Annotated in this window: 11 protein-coding genes; 8 read left to right on the top strand and 3 right to left on the bottom strand. The window is 45.1% G+C overall.

The genetic code is table 11. The annotated features are described in order from the left end of the window. Window positions 1–2: 2 nt before the first annotated feature. From L2755_RS03725 to L2755_RS03700, 6 genes are all read left to right on the top strand, one after another. Entirely contained in the window at window positions 3–557 is a 555-nt protein-coding gene (locus L2755_RS03725) for a sigma-70 family RNA polymerase sigma factor (RefSeq protein ID WP_248979484.1), read from the top strand. Next, window positions 550–1,176: a hypothetical protein gene (locus L2755_RS03720; protein ID WP_248979411.1), complete on the top strand. Its 627-nt coding sequence runs from the start codon at window positions 550–552 to the stop codon at window positions 1,174–1,176. The genes L2755_RS03725 and L2755_RS03720 overlap by 8 nt, the downstream gene beginning before the upstream one ends. A 207-nt stretch (window positions 1,177–1,383) precedes the next feature. Then, entirely contained in the window at window positions 1,384–4,665 is a 3,282-nt protein-coding gene (locus L2755_RS03715) for a S41 family peptidase (RefSeq protein WP_248979410.1), read from the top strand. A 257-nt stretch (window positions 4,666–4,922) separates the two neighbouring features. Further along, entirely contained in the window at window positions 4,923–6,068 is a 1,146-nt protein-coding gene (locus L2755_RS03710; RefSeq protein WP_248979409.1) for an HlyD family secretion protein, read from the top strand. After that, window positions 6,058–7,122 carry a DUF2955 domain-containing protein gene (locus L2755_RS03705; RefSeq protein WP_248979408.1) on the top strand — a complete coding sequence of 355 codons (1,065 nt, stop codon included), beginning with the start codon at window positions 6,058–6,060 and terminating at the stop codon, window positions 7,120–7,122. The genes L2755_RS03710 and L2755_RS03705 overlap by 11 nt, the downstream gene beginning before the upstream one ends. Before the next feature lie 532 nt (window positions 7,123–7,654). After that, window positions 7,655–8,239, top strand: coding sequence for a lipid-binding SYLF domain-containing protein (locus L2755_RS03700; protein WP_248979407.1), 585 nt, complete (start codon window positions 7,655–7,657; stop codon window positions 8,237–8,239). 135 nt (window positions 8,240–8,374) lie between these two features. On the opposite strand, the gene L2755_RS03695 is transcribed toward L2755_RS03700, so the two are convergent. Both L2755_RS03695 and L2755_RS03690 read right to left on the bottom strand, forming a co-directional pair. Beyond that, window positions 8,375–8,884, bottom strand: a complete 510-nt coding sequence (locus tag L2755_RS03695) for a hypothetical protein (protein WP_248979406.1) — start codon at window positions 8,882–8,884, stop codon at window positions 8,375–8,377. Window positions 8,885–8,895: 11 nt separating this feature from the next. Further along, a complete protein-coding gene (locus L2755_RS03690) occupies window positions 8,896–11,055 on the bottom strand; it encodes an LruC domain-containing protein (RefSeq protein WP_248979405.1) in 2,160 nt (719 codons plus the stop codon). Between the two features lie 310 nt (window positions 11,056–11,365). Here L2755_RS03690 and bshA point away from each other — a divergent pair, with 310 nt between their 5' ends. Both bshA and L2755_RS03680 read left to right on the top strand, forming a co-directional pair. Continuing rightward, window positions 11,366–12,550, top strand: a complete 1,185-nt coding sequence (gene bshA / locus L2755_RS03685; RefSeq protein ID WP_248979404.1) for an N-acetyl-alpha-D-glucosaminyl L-malate synthase BshA — start codon at window positions 11,366–11,368, stop codon at window positions 12,548–12,550. A 16-nt stretch (window positions 12,551–12,566) separates the two neighbouring features. Further along, entirely contained in the window at window positions 12,567–14,789 is a 2,223-nt protein-coding gene (locus L2755_RS03680; RefSeq protein WP_248979403.1) for a cation:dicarboxylate symporter family transporter, read from the top strand. Between the two features lie 76 nt (window positions 14,790–14,865). On the opposite strand, the gene L2755_RS03675 is transcribed toward L2755_RS03680, so the two are convergent. Continuing rightward, entirely contained in the window at window positions 14,866–15,870 is a 1,005-nt protein-coding gene (locus L2755_RS03675; RefSeq protein ID WP_248979402.1) for a lipid A deacylase LpxR family protein, read from the bottom strand. Window positions 15,871–15,933 lie beyond the last annotated feature (63 nt).

The following is a 15,933-nucleotide window of genomic DNA, read 5'->3' as shown; positions in this document are numbered from 1 at the left end:
TAATGTTGCAATATGCAGGCGGCAATACCGGTGCCTTTGAGTTGCTCTACAACAAACACAAGGCGCCGTTATATCGCTATTTTATGCGACAGATTTATGACAACCAGCTGGCAGAAGATCTTTACCAAGAAACCTGGAGTCGAGTTATTAAGGCGGCCTCGGCCTATGAGGCTAAAGCTAAATTTACCACCTGGTTATATCGTATTGCGCATAACCTCATCATTGATCATGTCCGCGCCAAAAAGCCAGAGAGTAGTTTTAGTGAAGTCTATGAGCCTGAGCAACAACCTGACGCAATGGTGGCCAGTGCAAGCGAAACACCAGAGCAACAGCTGCAACTACAGAAGAAAGCTCTGCTGCTAAAAAACTGCGTGCAAGAATTGCCTCAGGTACAGAAAGAAGCATTTCTACTCAACATTGAGATGGGTTTTACTGCGGCTACTATTGCCGACATTGCTGGCGCCACGCTTGAAGCCACTAAGAGTCGACTCCGCTATGCGCAAAAAGGCCTGAAAGCCTGTGTCGATTTAAAGTGGCAGGAGGTGGAGTATGATTAAAGACAGTGATGAGAGTATTCGTAAAGAGGTGCACGCCCTTTATCAACATATAGAGCAAGAGCAGCCTCCTCAAGCACTCGATCAAAGGATCTTAAATTTGGCCGTTGCAAACGCAAAGCCTAAATTGCAAAGCCAATCGTTTTGGCGCAAGCATCGCTGGCCTTTATCATCCGCCGCTTCAGTGCTAATGGTAGTCACGCTATTTGTCATTAACCCACCAATAGAGACGGGGAATTTGATTGATGAAGCAATGCCAACATTAATGATGACCCCGCAAGATAGCCCTGCACCTGCAATGATGAGGTCGGCATCCCCGGAAAAAGGGCTAGATAATGAAATGCCTGCTGATGGTACGCCAATGAGCACTGTCCTAAAGCAACAGACGGATGGCTTTAGTGATGATAAAGTTGTCATGTCAGTGGAGCAGCAGGTGCTGACTAAGCTAGATAAGGTCTCAGCATTTATAAATCACGATGATTATGCCCAGGCCGAGCGTCAGTTACAGCAAATAAAAAATGATCATGGCCCGATTCTGTCGACCAATACTCAGCTTCGTCAACGTTTCAATGAATTAATGGCGCAACTCGAAACGTTGCGTAAAGAACGCGGCGCTAACTAATACCAAGGATAAAATGCCTGCTTTTGTAAGTAGGCATTTAGCCGTCCTCAGCCATTAAACTAATCCCAATAGTATCCACATATCAGTGAAACACATTTGCTAATAATTCTTTGCGGCTATTTTGCTGATGCGTAGCTGAAAATTTGCTATTTTGATTGGCTTGCACTGTTTTCATTTAACAAAAATAACAATAGGATGGCCTCATCGATGAAACTGCGTCACTCACTTGCCTGTTGCATGTTAGCCCTTGGCATCATCAGTACCGCCCCTACGTTTGCCTCTGATTCTACCGATAAAGCTGGGTACTTTCGTTCGCCTGCATTAAATCAGCAAACCTTAGTGTTTACTGCAGAGGGTGATCTGTGGATTAAAGATCTTGCTGAGTCAAAGGCGAGACGCTTAACCAGTTTACCTGCCGAAGAGTTAGGCGCGACAATTTCACCCGATGGCAAGTCTGTTGCGTATGTTGCAAATTACGAAGGTTCATCTGAAGTCTACGTAATTAATATTGATGGCGGACAAGCAAAGCGAGTGAGTTTTGAAAATTCTCGAGTCAGAGTGCAAGGCTGGACTAGCGACGGAAAAGTGCTCTATGCCACTGATAACGCGTTTGGCCCCGCTAATTATTGGGTATTGCGCACCGTTGAGCCAACGAGCCTAGTGACCACTGATTTACCGCTCGCGGATGCGATAGAAGGTGTCATTGACGAGCAAAATGAGTATGTGTACTTCACCCGTTTTGGCCTGCAAACTACAGGCGACAATGCCAAAGTTTATCGTGGCGGCGCTAAAGGAGAGCTATGGCGTTTCAAATTAGCGGCTAAACAAGAAGCTGAGCAACTGGCGACAACACATGATGGTTCGCTTAGGCAGCCTATGCTGTGGCAGTCTCGCTTGTATTTCATCAGCGATAGCGATGGTAACGACAATATCTGGTCTATGACTGTCGATGGCAAAGATCTGCAGCAGCATTCGCATTATAAAGAGTGGCAGGTAAGAAGCGCGAAACTCAATGAAGGTCGCATCGTATTCCAACAGGGCGCCGATATTAAGCTATTTGATATCGCTGCCAATAAAGAGATTACAGTTGATATCGATCTCACCTCTGATTTTGCCCATAAGCGTGAACATTGGCTTACCGATCCAATGAAGTACGCCACATCGACTCGATTTACGCCCCAAGCTGATAAAGTGGTTATCACGGCTCGCAGCCATGTTGCTGTCGCGGCAACCGATGGTCAAAGGCTAGTCGAAATAGCGTTGCCAGGAGATAGTCGAGTACGTAACGCGGTGATGAGTAAAGACGGCAAGTGGGTTTACGGTATTAGTGATATTAGCGGCGAGCAGGAGATCTGGCAGTTTGACGCGACGGGTCGCGATAAACGTAAACAGTTAACTAAAAACGGCAAAGCACTGCGGATGGATCTGCACTTATCACCCGATGGGCGTTATTTAGCCCATGATGATTACGATGGCAATGTTTGGTTGTTAGATTTAAAAAAGGCAAGCAACAAAAAAGTCATTACCCAAGGTGAAGGCTTAGGTCCATATGCTGATATTGTTTGGTCTAGCGACAGCAAGTTTATCGCGTTAACCAAAGCCGAAATTGATCATGCCCGCACCCAAGTGGTGCTTTATTCGCTGAAAAAGAACAGGGCTCAGCCGCTCACGACCGATAAATATGAGTCGTTCTCACCGAGTTTTAGTAAAGACGGAGATTGGCTCTACTTCCTTTCAAATCGTAAATTTGTGTCTACGCCGAGTTCGCCTTGGGGGGATAGGAATTTAGGGCCGATGTTTAATAAGCGCACCCAGATTTTTGCTATTGCGCTTAATAACGAGGCGCGTTTTGCATTTCAAAAGCCCAATGAGTTATTGAGCGCGCCTAAAAAAGAGAGTGATGACAAGGTTGAAACCCGGGTTGATTGGGAGGGTTTATCAGCAAGGTTATGGCAAGTGCCGGTGCCTGCGGGAAACTACTCATCTCTGCAGTTAGCTGAAGATAAGCTGTATGTGCTTAACAGAGATGTCGCTAGCCGAAAGTCATCATTAAAAGTGGTTAAGTTTGATGCCTTAAGCCCTAAGGTCGACACCTTTGCTAAAGATATCGGTTCATACACATTATCAGATGACGGTAAAAAGCTATTTCTGCGTAAACAATCAAAGCAAGGTAAGGAGATGTTGATTGTTGATGCGGGTGACAAGTTGCCAAAAGAGCTAGCTCACGCCAAGGTGCAGACACAAAACTGGCAGCTGGCGATTCAGCCTACAGCAGAGTGGCAGCAAATATTTGAAGATGCCTGGTTAATGCATCGTGACTCATTCTATGACAAAAAAATGCGCGGTGTTGATTGGCAACAAGCCAAACTTAAGTACCAACCTTTGGTGGACCGTTTAACGGACCGTCATGAGCTCAACGATATCTTTAAGATGATGATGGGAGAGCTGAACTCGCTGCACTCTCAAGTTCGCGGTGGTGATTTTTCCAAAGATCCTAACAAGGCCAAATCGGCGAGTTTAGGCGCCCGTTTAGAACAGACTAAAGCGGGGGTTGTTATTGATCATATCTACCAGGGCGATCCAGAGTTACCGTCACTCGCAGCGCCGTTAAATCAGATGGGTGTAGACGCCAAAGTGGGCGATATTATCCTCGCTATCAATGGTAAAACACTAAACAACATTGCCGATGTTACCCGTCTTATTCGTAATCAAAGCGCAAAGCAGGTGCTGTTATCGCTTAAGCGTGGCAATAAAACACACCAAACAGTAGTTAAACCCGTTACTGCATCCGCTAACGCCAAATTGCGATATCAAGATTGGGTGACCCATAACAGTGGCACCGTCAATGACGCTAGCGACGGCAAAATTGGATACTTACATCTTTACGCTATGGGCAGTGGCGATATTGCTAGCTTTGCGCGTGAGTTCTACGCCAACTATGACAAAGATGGCTTGATCATCGATGTTCGCCGTAACCGAGGTGGCAATATCGATAGCTGGATTATTGAAAAACTACTCAGACGCACATGGGCATTTTGGGCGCCAACCCACGGCACCCCTTCAGGCAACATGCAGCAAACCTTTAAAGGTCAGTTAGTCGTGTTAACCGATCAACTGACATATTCAGATGGTGAAACTTTCTCTGCCGGTGTTAAAGCGCTAGGTATTGCGCCACTTATTGGCAAGCAGACTACAGGGGCTGGAGTGTGGTTGTCTGGGCGAAATTCGTTAACAGATAAAGGCATGGCGCGCGTTGCCGAGTACCCGCAATATGCAATGGATGGTAGTTGGATCATCGAAGGTCGTGGCGTGAGCCCTGATATCGAAGTCGACAACCTGCCATATGCCACCTTTATGGGCAAAGATGCCCAACTTGAAAAGGCGATGGATTACTTACAGCAAGCGCTAAAAAAGCAGCCCGTAGTTGATTTTAAGCCAAGCGCTTTACCAGCCAAAGGCATGGCTGAGGACGTAAAAAAGGCGCAATAATTATTGTGCTAAATATCTATCATCTCTAAGTGTTTCGAGCGTTATTGGCCAAGCAGTTCCCAGGTTGATAACGCTCATTTTATTTCAAGTCTACTCCCCCTAGCCTGTACATCCTGCAAACCTGTAAGCGTCATCGTGTGTTTATTTAATAAAGAGTTTGAGTTTTATGCATTTTTAACACTAAACTGGTTAAAAATAAGCACGTGTTAGTTGCTCTTTTTTGGGCGCATTAATACCGATTATGCATAGGGATGAATATGACGGAACCAAAGGCTACGACTGAAGAGCAAGTATTAGCGAGCGAAAGCTCTCAGGCCGAAAGTCGTCCGGCAGCGGATAGAAAAAGCAATAAAATTCGCCAAGCCACCAATCTCATCTTAATGATTGTTAGCGTTCTGTTTGTATTTCATTTGATTGCCGATCGTTTTATTCCGTCAACGGATTTAGGCCGTATCCGCGGTTATGTCGTTCCCATTAGCCCTCAGGTTTCAGGCGAAATTATAGAGATTTTAGCCACACCGAATACTTTCATTCAGGCGGGCGATGTACTGGCAAAAATTGACCCTACCGATTATGAGATTGCACTAAAACAAGCTGAACAATCTTTGAAAAAAGCGGGGCAAAATGTCGGCGCGCAAACGGCAAACGTTGCGGCGGCACAAGCCAAGGTCACCAACGCGGTGGCGAATTATAAAAATGCGCAAGTTCAGTCAAAGCGAATTTTCTCCATGGTGGAAAAGCAAGTCATGTCGCAAGCTGATGCCGATAATGCCCGCGCTGAATTAACTAAAGCTGAGGCCGGTGTCGCTAGTGCTAAGGCTGACTTAGCGAAAGCGAAAGAGCGCTTAGGCTCAGAAGGTGAAAATAATACCAATATTCAATCGGCGCTGCTTGGCTTAGAAAAAGCACAACTCAATTTACAACGTACATCGATTACAGCGCCCACCGATGGGGTCGCCTCTAACTTTAGGTTAAAAGAGGGAATATATGCTAATGCTGGGCAGCCAATAATGACCTTCATCTCTTCGGAAGATGTTTGGATTGAAGCCTACTTTAGAGAAAATAGCTTGGGTAATATTACTGCTGGTGATGAAGTGGAATTCGCATTGGATTATGCGCCAGGGCAAGTGTTTAAAGCGACTGTTGGCAGTATTGATTACGGTATTGATTGGGGACAGAGTGAGCAAACAGGCAAGCTGGCACAAATCTCAGGTCAAACGGGTTGGCTGAGGCAATCACAACGATTCCCCGTCACCATCGTATTATCAAAAGAGGAAGCGGTTGGCCTCAGGCGCGTTGGTGGCCAAGCGGATGTGATTGTTTATGCTAAAGACAGCGCTTTGATTAACTTATTCGGCCGCGCTTGGATCCGAATCGTCAGTTGGTTCTCATATGTCAGATAGCATCCGTGAGCAGGAGCTGATAGCTGCCAATAAGGAGGTACTTGATGAGGCGATTTATACCCGTAGAGTCCTTAGGTTTACCTTAGGGATTGGTCTTGCGGTGGCAGTCTCTTCTCTCTGGGCTTGGCCGCTCGCGTTTATCGTGCCAGTTTTTGTGGCCAAGTTTTTAGTTGATAGACAAGAGCCGACAGTGCAAACGGTCTACGAGCTACTCATCTCGATGATTTGTACCATCGCCATTGCTTGGATGGTGAGTTTTGGTCCAACGCAATATCCTCTGGTATTGCTGCCCTCATTGGCGATGATGATGCTTTGGGGCTATTACCTCTTTAGTAGCCCTAAATGGAACTTCTTCGCGACGATTCTTATCATTGCGACGCTATTATTACCTTACTTGGGACTATTGCAGCCAGGCGCATCACTAATGGTCGGTGTGGGACTGAGTTTTTCTGGGGTGGTTGCCGTTAGCATCTTTGCGTTACTGCACGTTTTACTGCCTGACCTTTCTCCAGAGAGAGAGCTGTTGGCTGGGGCCGAGCAAAGTCATGATGAGCGAACTCATGAAGCATTTCGAGCGCTGATCCTAGCATTTCCTGTCATCTGTTTTTTCTACTTCTTGGAGATTTCTGGGGCGTTACTGACCATGATCTTTATTGCGATTTTGTCATTGCAGGCAGCAGGGGCAAAGAGCATTAAAGTCAGTCTGTTTTTACTGATCACTAATGGTATTGGTGGCGTGCTGGCGATTGTTTTTTATAACCTTTTAACCATAGTACCGGAACTGCCATTCTACATAGGTATGGCGATGCTTGCCGCGCTGATCTTCGGCCAAAAAATATACGCCGACCCCGCCAAGGCTCCTTTGTTTGCGGGCATTTTATCTGCACTCTTGGTTGTAGTGGGCTCGACAGTATCTTCTACAGACAAAGATGTAGCGGTCAATTTTTACCTTAGAATATTGCAGCTTTTCTTTGTTGGTGTGTATATGGTATTTGCTTCTTTCTATTTAGAGTCAAGAGATTGGAAGTTTTTAAAGAAGAGAAACTCGCTCTAACCACAAATAGCCCTGCCTACAGGGTTTTCCTTTCCTCACATCGCTTTACCAGCCATATTTTCATTGAGTTTTAGCATTGTTGCTGTAGTGACATTACCGATGTTAGATAAAAGTGATTCAACATTGGTTCAGCAAAATAATGATGTATCCCCATCCTATCTGAAGGTGCAGGATTCAGTGGGAGTTTAATGGGCTTTAATCAAGGCATTGATTGCCACTAATGGTCGTTCCCTTGGTAAAATCAGTAACACAGAGTAAAGCCCATTAAAACCCATCAACGAAGGCGTTGTGCAAGCCCACTTCGTTGTTGCACTAACTTAAAAGGGAATAACCATTTCTACATTAACGCGCCTAGAATTGAACTAGCACAACGCCTCTGAAACGAGCACCTTCAAGTAGGATGGGGATATAGTCAAATCAATAGCTTGATTCTTGTGCTATAGCTTATATAGCCAATGATTTTAGCGGATGTCATTTTATATCAGTGGGTGCTGATCTGTACCCACTGTTGTTTTAGCAAAAGGATAAAACTATGTTCCAACTGAATAAGCTTAAGTTTGCTGCAATGCTAGTTCCAGTGCTACTGGTAGGCTGCGCAACGGGTGATTCTCCCGACTCGAAGAAGATGAATGCTCGGGAAGAGACTCAAGCGGCATTGCAAGAGATCTATAAGGAGCATCCAGCAGCAAAGTCAGCTGTAGCTGAGTCAGTGGGTTATGTTGTTTGTACCGGCAGTAATACCTATCTGTTTGCACTATCAACGGGTGGTGGAATTTGTGTCCTGCATGAGGGAAGCAAAAACTCTTATTACCGATTTGCCACCGGCGGCGTTGGTGCCGGCATTGGTTGGAAGCAACTGGCCTTTGTTCAAGCTTTCATGGATAGAGATGCCTTGACTCGTTACAAAGAGTCTGGCTATGAAGGCCAAGCGCAGGCTGAGGCCAGTGCAAAGTACGAAGATAGTGGCGAGCAAGCATCGGCAAACCAATCGGTTGATGTTTCAGGTGTAAAAACTTACCAAGTTAACTTAATGGGCGCTGCAGCCCAGGCGACGGTTCAGGGTTATAAATATTGGGAAACAGATTTTTCCGATGACTTTATCGAGAATGAAAAATAAGCCAATTTAGTATTAGGATGCCAGGTTAATAACCTGGCATTTTTGCTTTAATGAAGCTGCTATTATTCCAGGTCAATAGATTCAAAATAAAGCTGTCCAACACCTCGCTGAAAAGGCCAGTGTTGCCTGTAGGGTTTAGTTCATTGTTAATGTTTGCTCTTCGTTGTCGGTCATAAAGCTCCACTCTAAATACTGTGGGTTTTGACCTTCATAAAACCAGATGACTGCGATTAACTGGCTTTCATGATTGGCAATTTTTAAATCCTTACTCAGTTTCCCCTCATTTAAAGGCCCCCTGAATAAACAGGAGTCGAAGTTCACTGCGTACGCTCCACCCTGCGTTGTGTAGTCGTCACATAGAGAGAAGTAACCTCTGCTTTGACTGCTCATATCGACAGTGATTTTCAGCATGTAAGATGATTGCAAAGCGTTGTCAGCATCGACAACGAGGTCATCTAATGAGGTTGGATCCGCCGCGGCATCTGGCTCTGGATCCGGATCAGGTGTCACGGTAACCGTTGGTATTGGCGTTGGGCTTGTATCATCACTGTCTCCTCCTCCACCACCACAGGCTGTTAATGCCAATAATGAAAATGCGATAAGACCACAAGGTACATTGATGAATTTTTCAATTTGAGTTTTCATGGCATTCTCCTTTAATCGTTAAAGATAAGTGCTTGGTTAGCATTTTCATACCACGTTGGGTTGGTGGCACCGCTACTGTCGGCGGCAAAATCGACAAACTCGGTATAGGCATTATCTAAGCGTTCATTCTCTTTTGGATGTTTCCAGTCGAGCGGGACTTCAATCGCCCAAGCCATACCATTTTCATTTTGAAAGTACTGGCCGGCACTTGGGTTGGAAGCGTCCTCTCTGTAGCCAAAGTAATTGCTGGAGAACTTATCTGTCGGTGCTTGGTTTTTCAGATGGATCTCCAATTGACGTCCTGGGTTTGAGCCCACGGCGTTTTTTGCCGCTGACCCATGATCGGTGTTCGGGGTGGCAAAGATAAATGGGTCATAGGGGAAAGCGGGTATGAGGCTTTCTGATACCGGGGTTTCGAATGGGATCTCAAATGACCATGTTGTTCTAAAGGCGCTTTCACAACCAGTTTCGGTTCTTAGATATTTGCAGCCTTGCTCAAGTGTCACGAAATCGGACAGATCTTGGGTAAAGATAAATACAGCGTTAGTTTGCCCTGTCTCTAGCGGTGACTCTGCTTGGGCTATATCGTCAATAGTCCAACTAATAGAAGATTCTTTGATTTTGTTGCTACTCACACCGGGGAGGTGAACAGCAAAACCATTGTGATAGGCTGCGCCCATTGCCGCTAACTGTGCATCAAAACCAATACGTCTGACCTTGTTGTTTTTGACATACTCGGTAATACGCAGTTGCACAACCACGTCGTTCATATCAAAGTCACCTTGGTCAGGATAAAGATCCTCATAAGCAAGCGTGGTATAGGTTGATGATGAAGGGTAATAGTTGATGGTCACGCCTGTTTCAGTCAACGTCACGGCATAGTCTTCAACTTCGCCATCTCCAACGCCCCCAGTCGCAGTAATATCTTGCTGAGTACTTAAACGAAAGCGTGACCAAGTTGGCCCCTCTTTTGCCCAGCTAGGGACTTCAATAGTGATGCTATTTAACCCGTTGTCGAGTGGTTCACCGAGAATGATCTGTTCGTCTAGGTCAAAACTGCCATTTTGGTTCCAATCAAACCATGCATTAAGGTAGCCATCACCGCCTGTAGCGGTCACCAGTAAAATCGCGGTTTCACCAAGCTCAAAGCCGGTAGGCATTACCACACCGTCTTCATCATCTGAACCATCATTGACGTCATCTGATAATGGCGAGACATAGCCATCTGATTCATTATCAACTGACGCCCCAAGGTACAGGTCGTCGCTCATGGCATGTCGAGCACCGTTTGATGCTAATAAGGTGCCGTAAGAATCCGGTGCATCACCAAAGTCGACTGAATCTCCAACGACGACCTCAGCTAAAGCGCATCTTGCGCCGTCATTACTTGATGATGCCGGTCCGTAAGCAAATAGCACAACACTTGGGGAAGCGTCATTGACATTAACTTTATAGATATTACCGTTGCTGTTGTTACTGACATATAGGTTGCCATCGGGATCAAAGAACTGTGCACCAAAGATGAAATTACTGCTGCTAGAGGTGATAACCGTCCCTAAATCTGTTGCTTCACCGGTTGTAGCGTCTATTCTGAGCAGCTTACCGGCAGAGCCATTGCTGATAGAGTAGATGTGGCCATCGGTGGGATGAAAGGCTAAATCTGTTATGTTGTAATTGGCATTTTCTTTACTGCCTGGAACGATTGTCATGTTGTAGCTTGCTGGGTTATCGAGTGGAATTTTAAATAACCCCTTACCCTTACGGTAGCCGTACCAAATGTTTTCAGCAATAGCGACATCACCCACATAAAAGTTACCTGCAGCTGCAGCAGATGCATCTTTTGTTACCGTCAAAGCCGATATTTGATAGTCGTTGCCTGCCCGGCCAAGCGTTGCGTTTGAATAGTCCCAGCCATAAATGTAGTTGTCGTGGTAGTTAAAGCCGACACCATTAAAAGCATTGCCTGTGCCCATATCATTGGACAACACAACGTAGCTACCTGTTGCTAGGTTTACGCCAAAGGTCTTTGGTGTATTGGATTGCTTCTGAATGACAAATGCTTCGGTTGGACAAGCGCTAAAAGGTTCAGACGCATTAACATTTGCTGATATAAGCAGGCTCAGGATTAAAGGTGAACTGCAGCTAAATGAAATAGATTTGAATATTTCCATAATGCATCTCTCACTGTCACGGTATCAAAGTAAACTGAATATTGCATAAGCTGCGCCAATATTTTAAGTGGTTGTAAATCAGTTTGTTGGCTGTTTAAGGTGGTGTTTATAGAGTGATGATTAGCATTTTGCAAATCGAAATTACTAGCTGAATCGGCAGGGGTGGGAGCAATCTCTATTGGTTAAGATGGTTAACGGCTGAGTAATGGGTTGTATATTTTTCATACGACTTGGCTTAACTCTTATATCAGTGCTAAGTTTTATCGGTAAAAACATTTTATTAACTATTGTCTCTGGTGGTAGTGGATCTATGTCGAAACTGCGCATTGGTATAGTGTGCCACCCCAGTATTGGTGGTTCGGGTTTAGTTGCAACAGAGTTGGGCCTCGGCTTAGCAAAGCTTGGCCATGAAGTTCATTTCATTTCCAGTGTTAGACCCTTCAAGCTGATTGAAGATTCACAGCGGCTATTTTTCCATTCCGTAGAGGCGATAAACTATCCACTTTTTTCAGACCCTTTATATACCTTTGCTTTAACAGCAAAGATTGTCGAAGTTGCAGAGCAGTATCAATTGGATGTTGTTCATGCTCACTATTCCATACCGCATTCGTTATGTGCCTATCTCGCCGGTGAGATAAGCATCCACAAATTTTCTACCGTCACCACTATTCACGGTACCGATGTCACTCTTGTTGGCCAAGATAAACCGCTTTATCCGTTAAATAAATTTAGTATTCAAAAGAGCACTAAAGTGACCACGGTTTCAGCCTATCAACGTAACTATATCTATAGCCATTTTGAAAAAGACAAAACCATAGAAGTGATCCATAACTTCATCGATTTAAGTGTTTTTACTCCAGCAAATGCTGACATCAATATCCGCCGACAAATGGCAATGGATGACGAAAAAGTGGTGATGCATGTCTCTAATTTTAGAGCGCTTAAAAATACCGATACCGTCGTAAGGGCGTTTTACTTGCTGCTTAGAAAGGTCAATGCGCGTTTAGTGTTACTGGGAAGCGGGCCTTATATCGATAAGATTAAACAGCAGTGTGAAAAACTCGATATTTTGCAGCATGTCACTTTTATGGGAGCTGTTACGCATGTAGAGACATATCTCCCCAATGCTGACTGCGTGATCCAACCAAGCTACACGGAGTCATTTAGTATGGTATTGCTTGAAGCGATGGCCTGTGAGGTACCGACAGTTAGCAGTAATGTTGATGGGGTCCCAGAGGTAGTCGAGGAGGGGGTATGCGGTTTTATGTTTGATCCTGATGATGCATTAGGGATGGCAAAAGCAATGGCAGGTATCTTGAGCGATCAAGATAAGCAGCAACAGATGGGGCAAGCGGGTCGTCGCCGAGCAAGAGCATTGTTTAGCCCAGCACAAAAAATAGCCCAATACGTGGACTGCTATTACGATGCCATCGCCGAAGATGACATCGTATATCCAAGGGATTTGGCAATAGATCTGCAAGTAAACAGCAAATAAAAGGACAGGTTTGATTATGGTTGATAAAACGACGGTTGCCGACGGTCAGGACGATAGCGAACTCGGACAAGAGCTTATTGAAAAACCGAACAAAAAGATGAGCATGTCGACGTTGGTGTTATTGTCTTTTGCCGCTGGTATTGCTGCAGGGCTGTTCTTTGGTGAGATGCTTGCGTGGATGTCCGTTATTGGTGATGCGTTTATTAAACTGCTTCAAATGACCATTATTCCCTATATTATTGTTTCGCTTATCTCCAGTTTAGGCAGCTTAACCATGGTTCAAGCAAAGTCGCTGGGCGTTAAAGTGGGTAAGCTGATGTTGGTGATCTGGATGTTCGGTTTGCTGACGATGTTTCTGATTAAATACACCTTTCCTGACTGGCAGGCGGGTGAGTTTTTTAGTTTAACCGCGCTACAAGATCCAAACTCGATTAACCTGTTAGATATATATATTCCGTCAAATCCGTTTTTCTCGCTATCAAACAGCTATATCCCAGCGATTGTATTGTTCTGTGTTGCAACCGGTATAGCGCTGATCTCCATCGACAATAAAGAATCCTTGATGCGGCCAATGCAACTGCTTGGTGAGTCATTTAATAAGGTGACTCAAAGCATTGTAAAGCTGATGCCGATAGGTATTTTCGCCATGACAGCAGCCACGGCAGGCACCATGGATTTTGAGGAGTTTCAAAAGCTGCAGGTGTATTTTGTAGCGCACGTAGTGATGACCATCATTTTGACCTACTGGGTGTTACCGGCGATTCTTGCCACTATTACGCCGTTCTCGTATCGAGACATTACTGGCATAGCTAAAGATGCCATGATTACCGCCTTCGCCGCCGGTAATATATTTATCGTTATCCCACTGCTCATTCAGCGTACTAAAGAGTTGTTTCATAAATACAATATTGGCAATCAACAAACCGATGACTACGCCAATATTATTATCCCGGTGGTCTTTAGCTTCCCTAATCTGGGTAAGTTATTAACCATTGTTTTCGTGCTGTTTGCGGCGTGGTTTTCAGGTAAGGAGATTGATTTTCTAACCTATCTTCCTATGTCGATAAATGGCCTAATTAGTCTATTTGGCAGCGTGTATCTCACCATTCCAATGTTACTCGATTCACTTGAGTTATCATCGGATCTATTTCAGCTTTATATGGTCTCTAGCTTGTTTACCAGCCGATTTACCTCTTTACTAGCGGCGATGAATATATTTATTCTCGCCGTTGGTGGCACCGCTATGCTGGTGGGGATCGCTAAAGTCAGCATGACAAGATTGATCATGTACAGCGCATTAACGCCAGTGGTCGTCGGTGTTAGCTTATTAGCGTCTAGCTGGCTGCTCAGTAGCATCGTGAATACTGAATACAACATGGATGAAGTGGTCGCGCAGATGAGTGCTGCCGAGAAGGTTCCCGATCAAGTCACCGCTTTTAAGTGGGATGAACTGGCGCAAGCGACGGGGCCTAGAGACTTAAAAGCGATAAGAGAAAGTGGCATATTAAGGATCGGTTATAACCCTATTCAGGTGCCGTTCTCTTTTTACAATGCGCAAAATCAACTGGTCGGTTTTGATGTTGAGCTAATGAAGAAGCTGGCAGCAGAGATGGAGGTCAAAATTGCGTTTGTCCCCTACACTTTTGCAAACGTATTGGGCGCTATCAATAAAGGGCAGTTTGATATTGCCATTTCAGGGTTACAAATGACGACCAAGCGTATTGAGCACGTTGGGTTTACCACCCCAGTGCTCGATCTTCACTACTCATTTGTGGTGAAAGATCATCGCGCCGATGAATTCAAAACTGACAAAATGATGCACGAAGCTGGCACAATCAAAATAGCCTCTGTAGGTGCCTATTCGATAATGCCTCACCTTGAAAAGAAGTTTCCAAATTTTGAATTTGAAACGATTCAATCTGACCGTTTGTTCTTTGAAGATGATGGTAAAACATGGGACGGGTTAATGATCAGCCTTGAAGCGGGTAAGACCTGGACTATCTTGTATCCAGAATACACCACGCTCTATAATCGAGAAGAGATAAAGTCATTCCCAGCATCCTATGCGGTTGCCATCGATAATGCCTCGTTGCAAACATTCCTCAATAGCTGGTTAGCGATCCAAAAGTCATCGGGTTATGTTGACACTCTATACGGTTACTGGATCTTAGGTGAAAACGCTAAACCTAAAACCCCCCGCTGGTCAGTGATAAAAGATGTGCTGCATTGGGTTGATTGAAGCCGATAAGTCATCTGTTTAAAGGCGACGTCGTTTCTCTGTAAGGCCAAACAGGTAAAAGGCGTTTTTTATAAAATTACATAATCCAGCTGTAACTCAGTACCCCGTAACCATGCCAGTCTTGAGAGTCTGACTCATACTCTTTACTATAAAAATCAAAGCGCCAACTAAGAGACCAGCTTGGAAATGCCCATATAACGCCGGCACTGGCTTGTGCTTGCTGATGCTTTAGCTGCACATATGAGTCATAGGGTAGATCACCCTCTATGCTGAGGTCATTAAAGCGGTATCCCGCCTGAGCCCGTGCAAAAACAGTCCAGCTGCCGCTCTCTTTTGCTGCAGTACTATACTGCCCGTAATGACCTTGATGGCTGCTTAACTGCCCAAAAGACTGACTTAAATCATCCCCCCAGCGCAATGTCATCCCTACATTGGTTTCTGAGCGGAAATTACCCAACTGCGAATAGCTATGACCACTAAGCTCCCAGCGACTGTCTTTAAAGGCTGGTTGTCGCGTTAATAGGTAATCTGCTTCGTAGGCCAACTGCAGCGTGAGTTGACTCTCCATTTGATATTGCCAGCCCTGCGGAGGCGTGGATGAGGTGATTTTGTGTACTATTTCCTGTGTTGCTTGTGCACCAGAAGCTGGGCCCATGACGCCCACAGCAAACCAGTTTTTTTGCGCCAGCTGGCTGCTATAAACAGCGGTAAAACTTTCAAGCTCTAACAGGCCAGCATAGGGACGTTCGTTAGGTTGAGCATAATCATGTTTAATTTCAGTGGGCGTCCACATGCGTTGGTATACTTTTGCACCCCATTGCTTGTGTCCACTTTGTTGCGGCAAGAGTAAATTTTTTTGCCAGCTTAACGGCCAAAATGGTTGAGAAAAATCGGTGTCGGCAGTCTGCCATCCAATAACAATGCCATTGGAGAAGTCGCCGTCATCACCAATGACTACGTCATTATCGAGGCCTAAATACCATTGATCAGCCTGAGCGGGAATAGAGAGGGAGGCACATATCAGTACAGTCACTACAGAGCTTTTATTCAATGCAATGTGTTTAGCGTGAAAGAAGGTCAAAAGAGACTCCTCGTTGTAAAGTTCAATGCATGATTTCAGGCGAGAATATACATAAAACTAACG

The sequence above is a fragment of the Shewanella abyssi genome (genome assembly GCF_023284025.1).
GTDB classification, from domain to species: Bacteria; Pseudomonadota; Gammaproteobacteria; order Enterobacterales; family Shewanellaceae; genus Shewanella; species Shewanella abyssi.
The sequence above is the reverse complement of the archived record's forward strand: the minus strand, read 5'-3'. Positions and strand labels throughout refer to the sequence as shown.

What these genes read in the sequence shown, in the direction of transcription:
- L2755_RS03725 (WP_248979484.1), top strand. Translation starts at nt 3, where the DNA reads ATGTTGCAATATGCAGGCGGCAATACCGGTGCCTTTGAGTTGCTCTAC.
- L2755_RS03720 (WP_248979411.1), top strand. Translation starts at nt 550, where the DNA reads ATGATTAAAGACAGTGATGAGAGTATTCGTAAAGAGGTGCACGCCCTT.
- L2755_RS03715 (WP_248979410.1), top strand. Translation starts at nt 1,384, where the DNA reads ATGAAACTGCGTCACTCACTTGCCTGTTGCATGTTAGCCCTTGGCATC.
- L2755_RS03710 (WP_248979409.1), top strand. Translation starts at nt 4,923, where the DNA reads ATGACGGAACCAAAGGCTACGACTGAAGAGCAAGTATTAGCGAGCGAA.
- L2755_RS03705 (WP_248979408.1), top strand. Translation starts at nt 6,058, where the DNA reads ATGTCAGATAGCATCCGTGAGCAGGAGCTGATAGCTGCCAATAAGGAG.
- L2755_RS03700 (WP_248979407.1), top strand. Translation starts at nt 7,655, where the DNA reads ATGTTCCAACTGAATAAGCTTAAGTTTGCTGCAATGCTAGTTCCAGTG.
- L2755_RS03695 (WP_248979406.1), bottom strand. Translation starts at nt 8,884, where the DNA reads ATGAAAACTCAAATTGAAAAATTCATCAATGTACCTTGTGGTCTTATC.
- L2755_RS03690 (WP_248979405.1), bottom strand. Translation starts at nt 11,055, where the DNA reads ATGGAAATATTCAAATCTATTTCATTTAGCTGCAGTTCACCTTTAATC.
- bshA (WP_248979404.1), top strand. Translation starts at nt 11,366, where the DNA reads ATGTCGAAACTGCGCATTGGTATAGTGTGCCACCCCAGTATTGGTGGT.
- L2755_RS03680 (WP_248979403.1), top strand. Translation starts at nt 12,567, where the DNA reads ATGGTTGATAAAACGACGGTTGCCGACGGTCAGGACGATAGCGAACTC.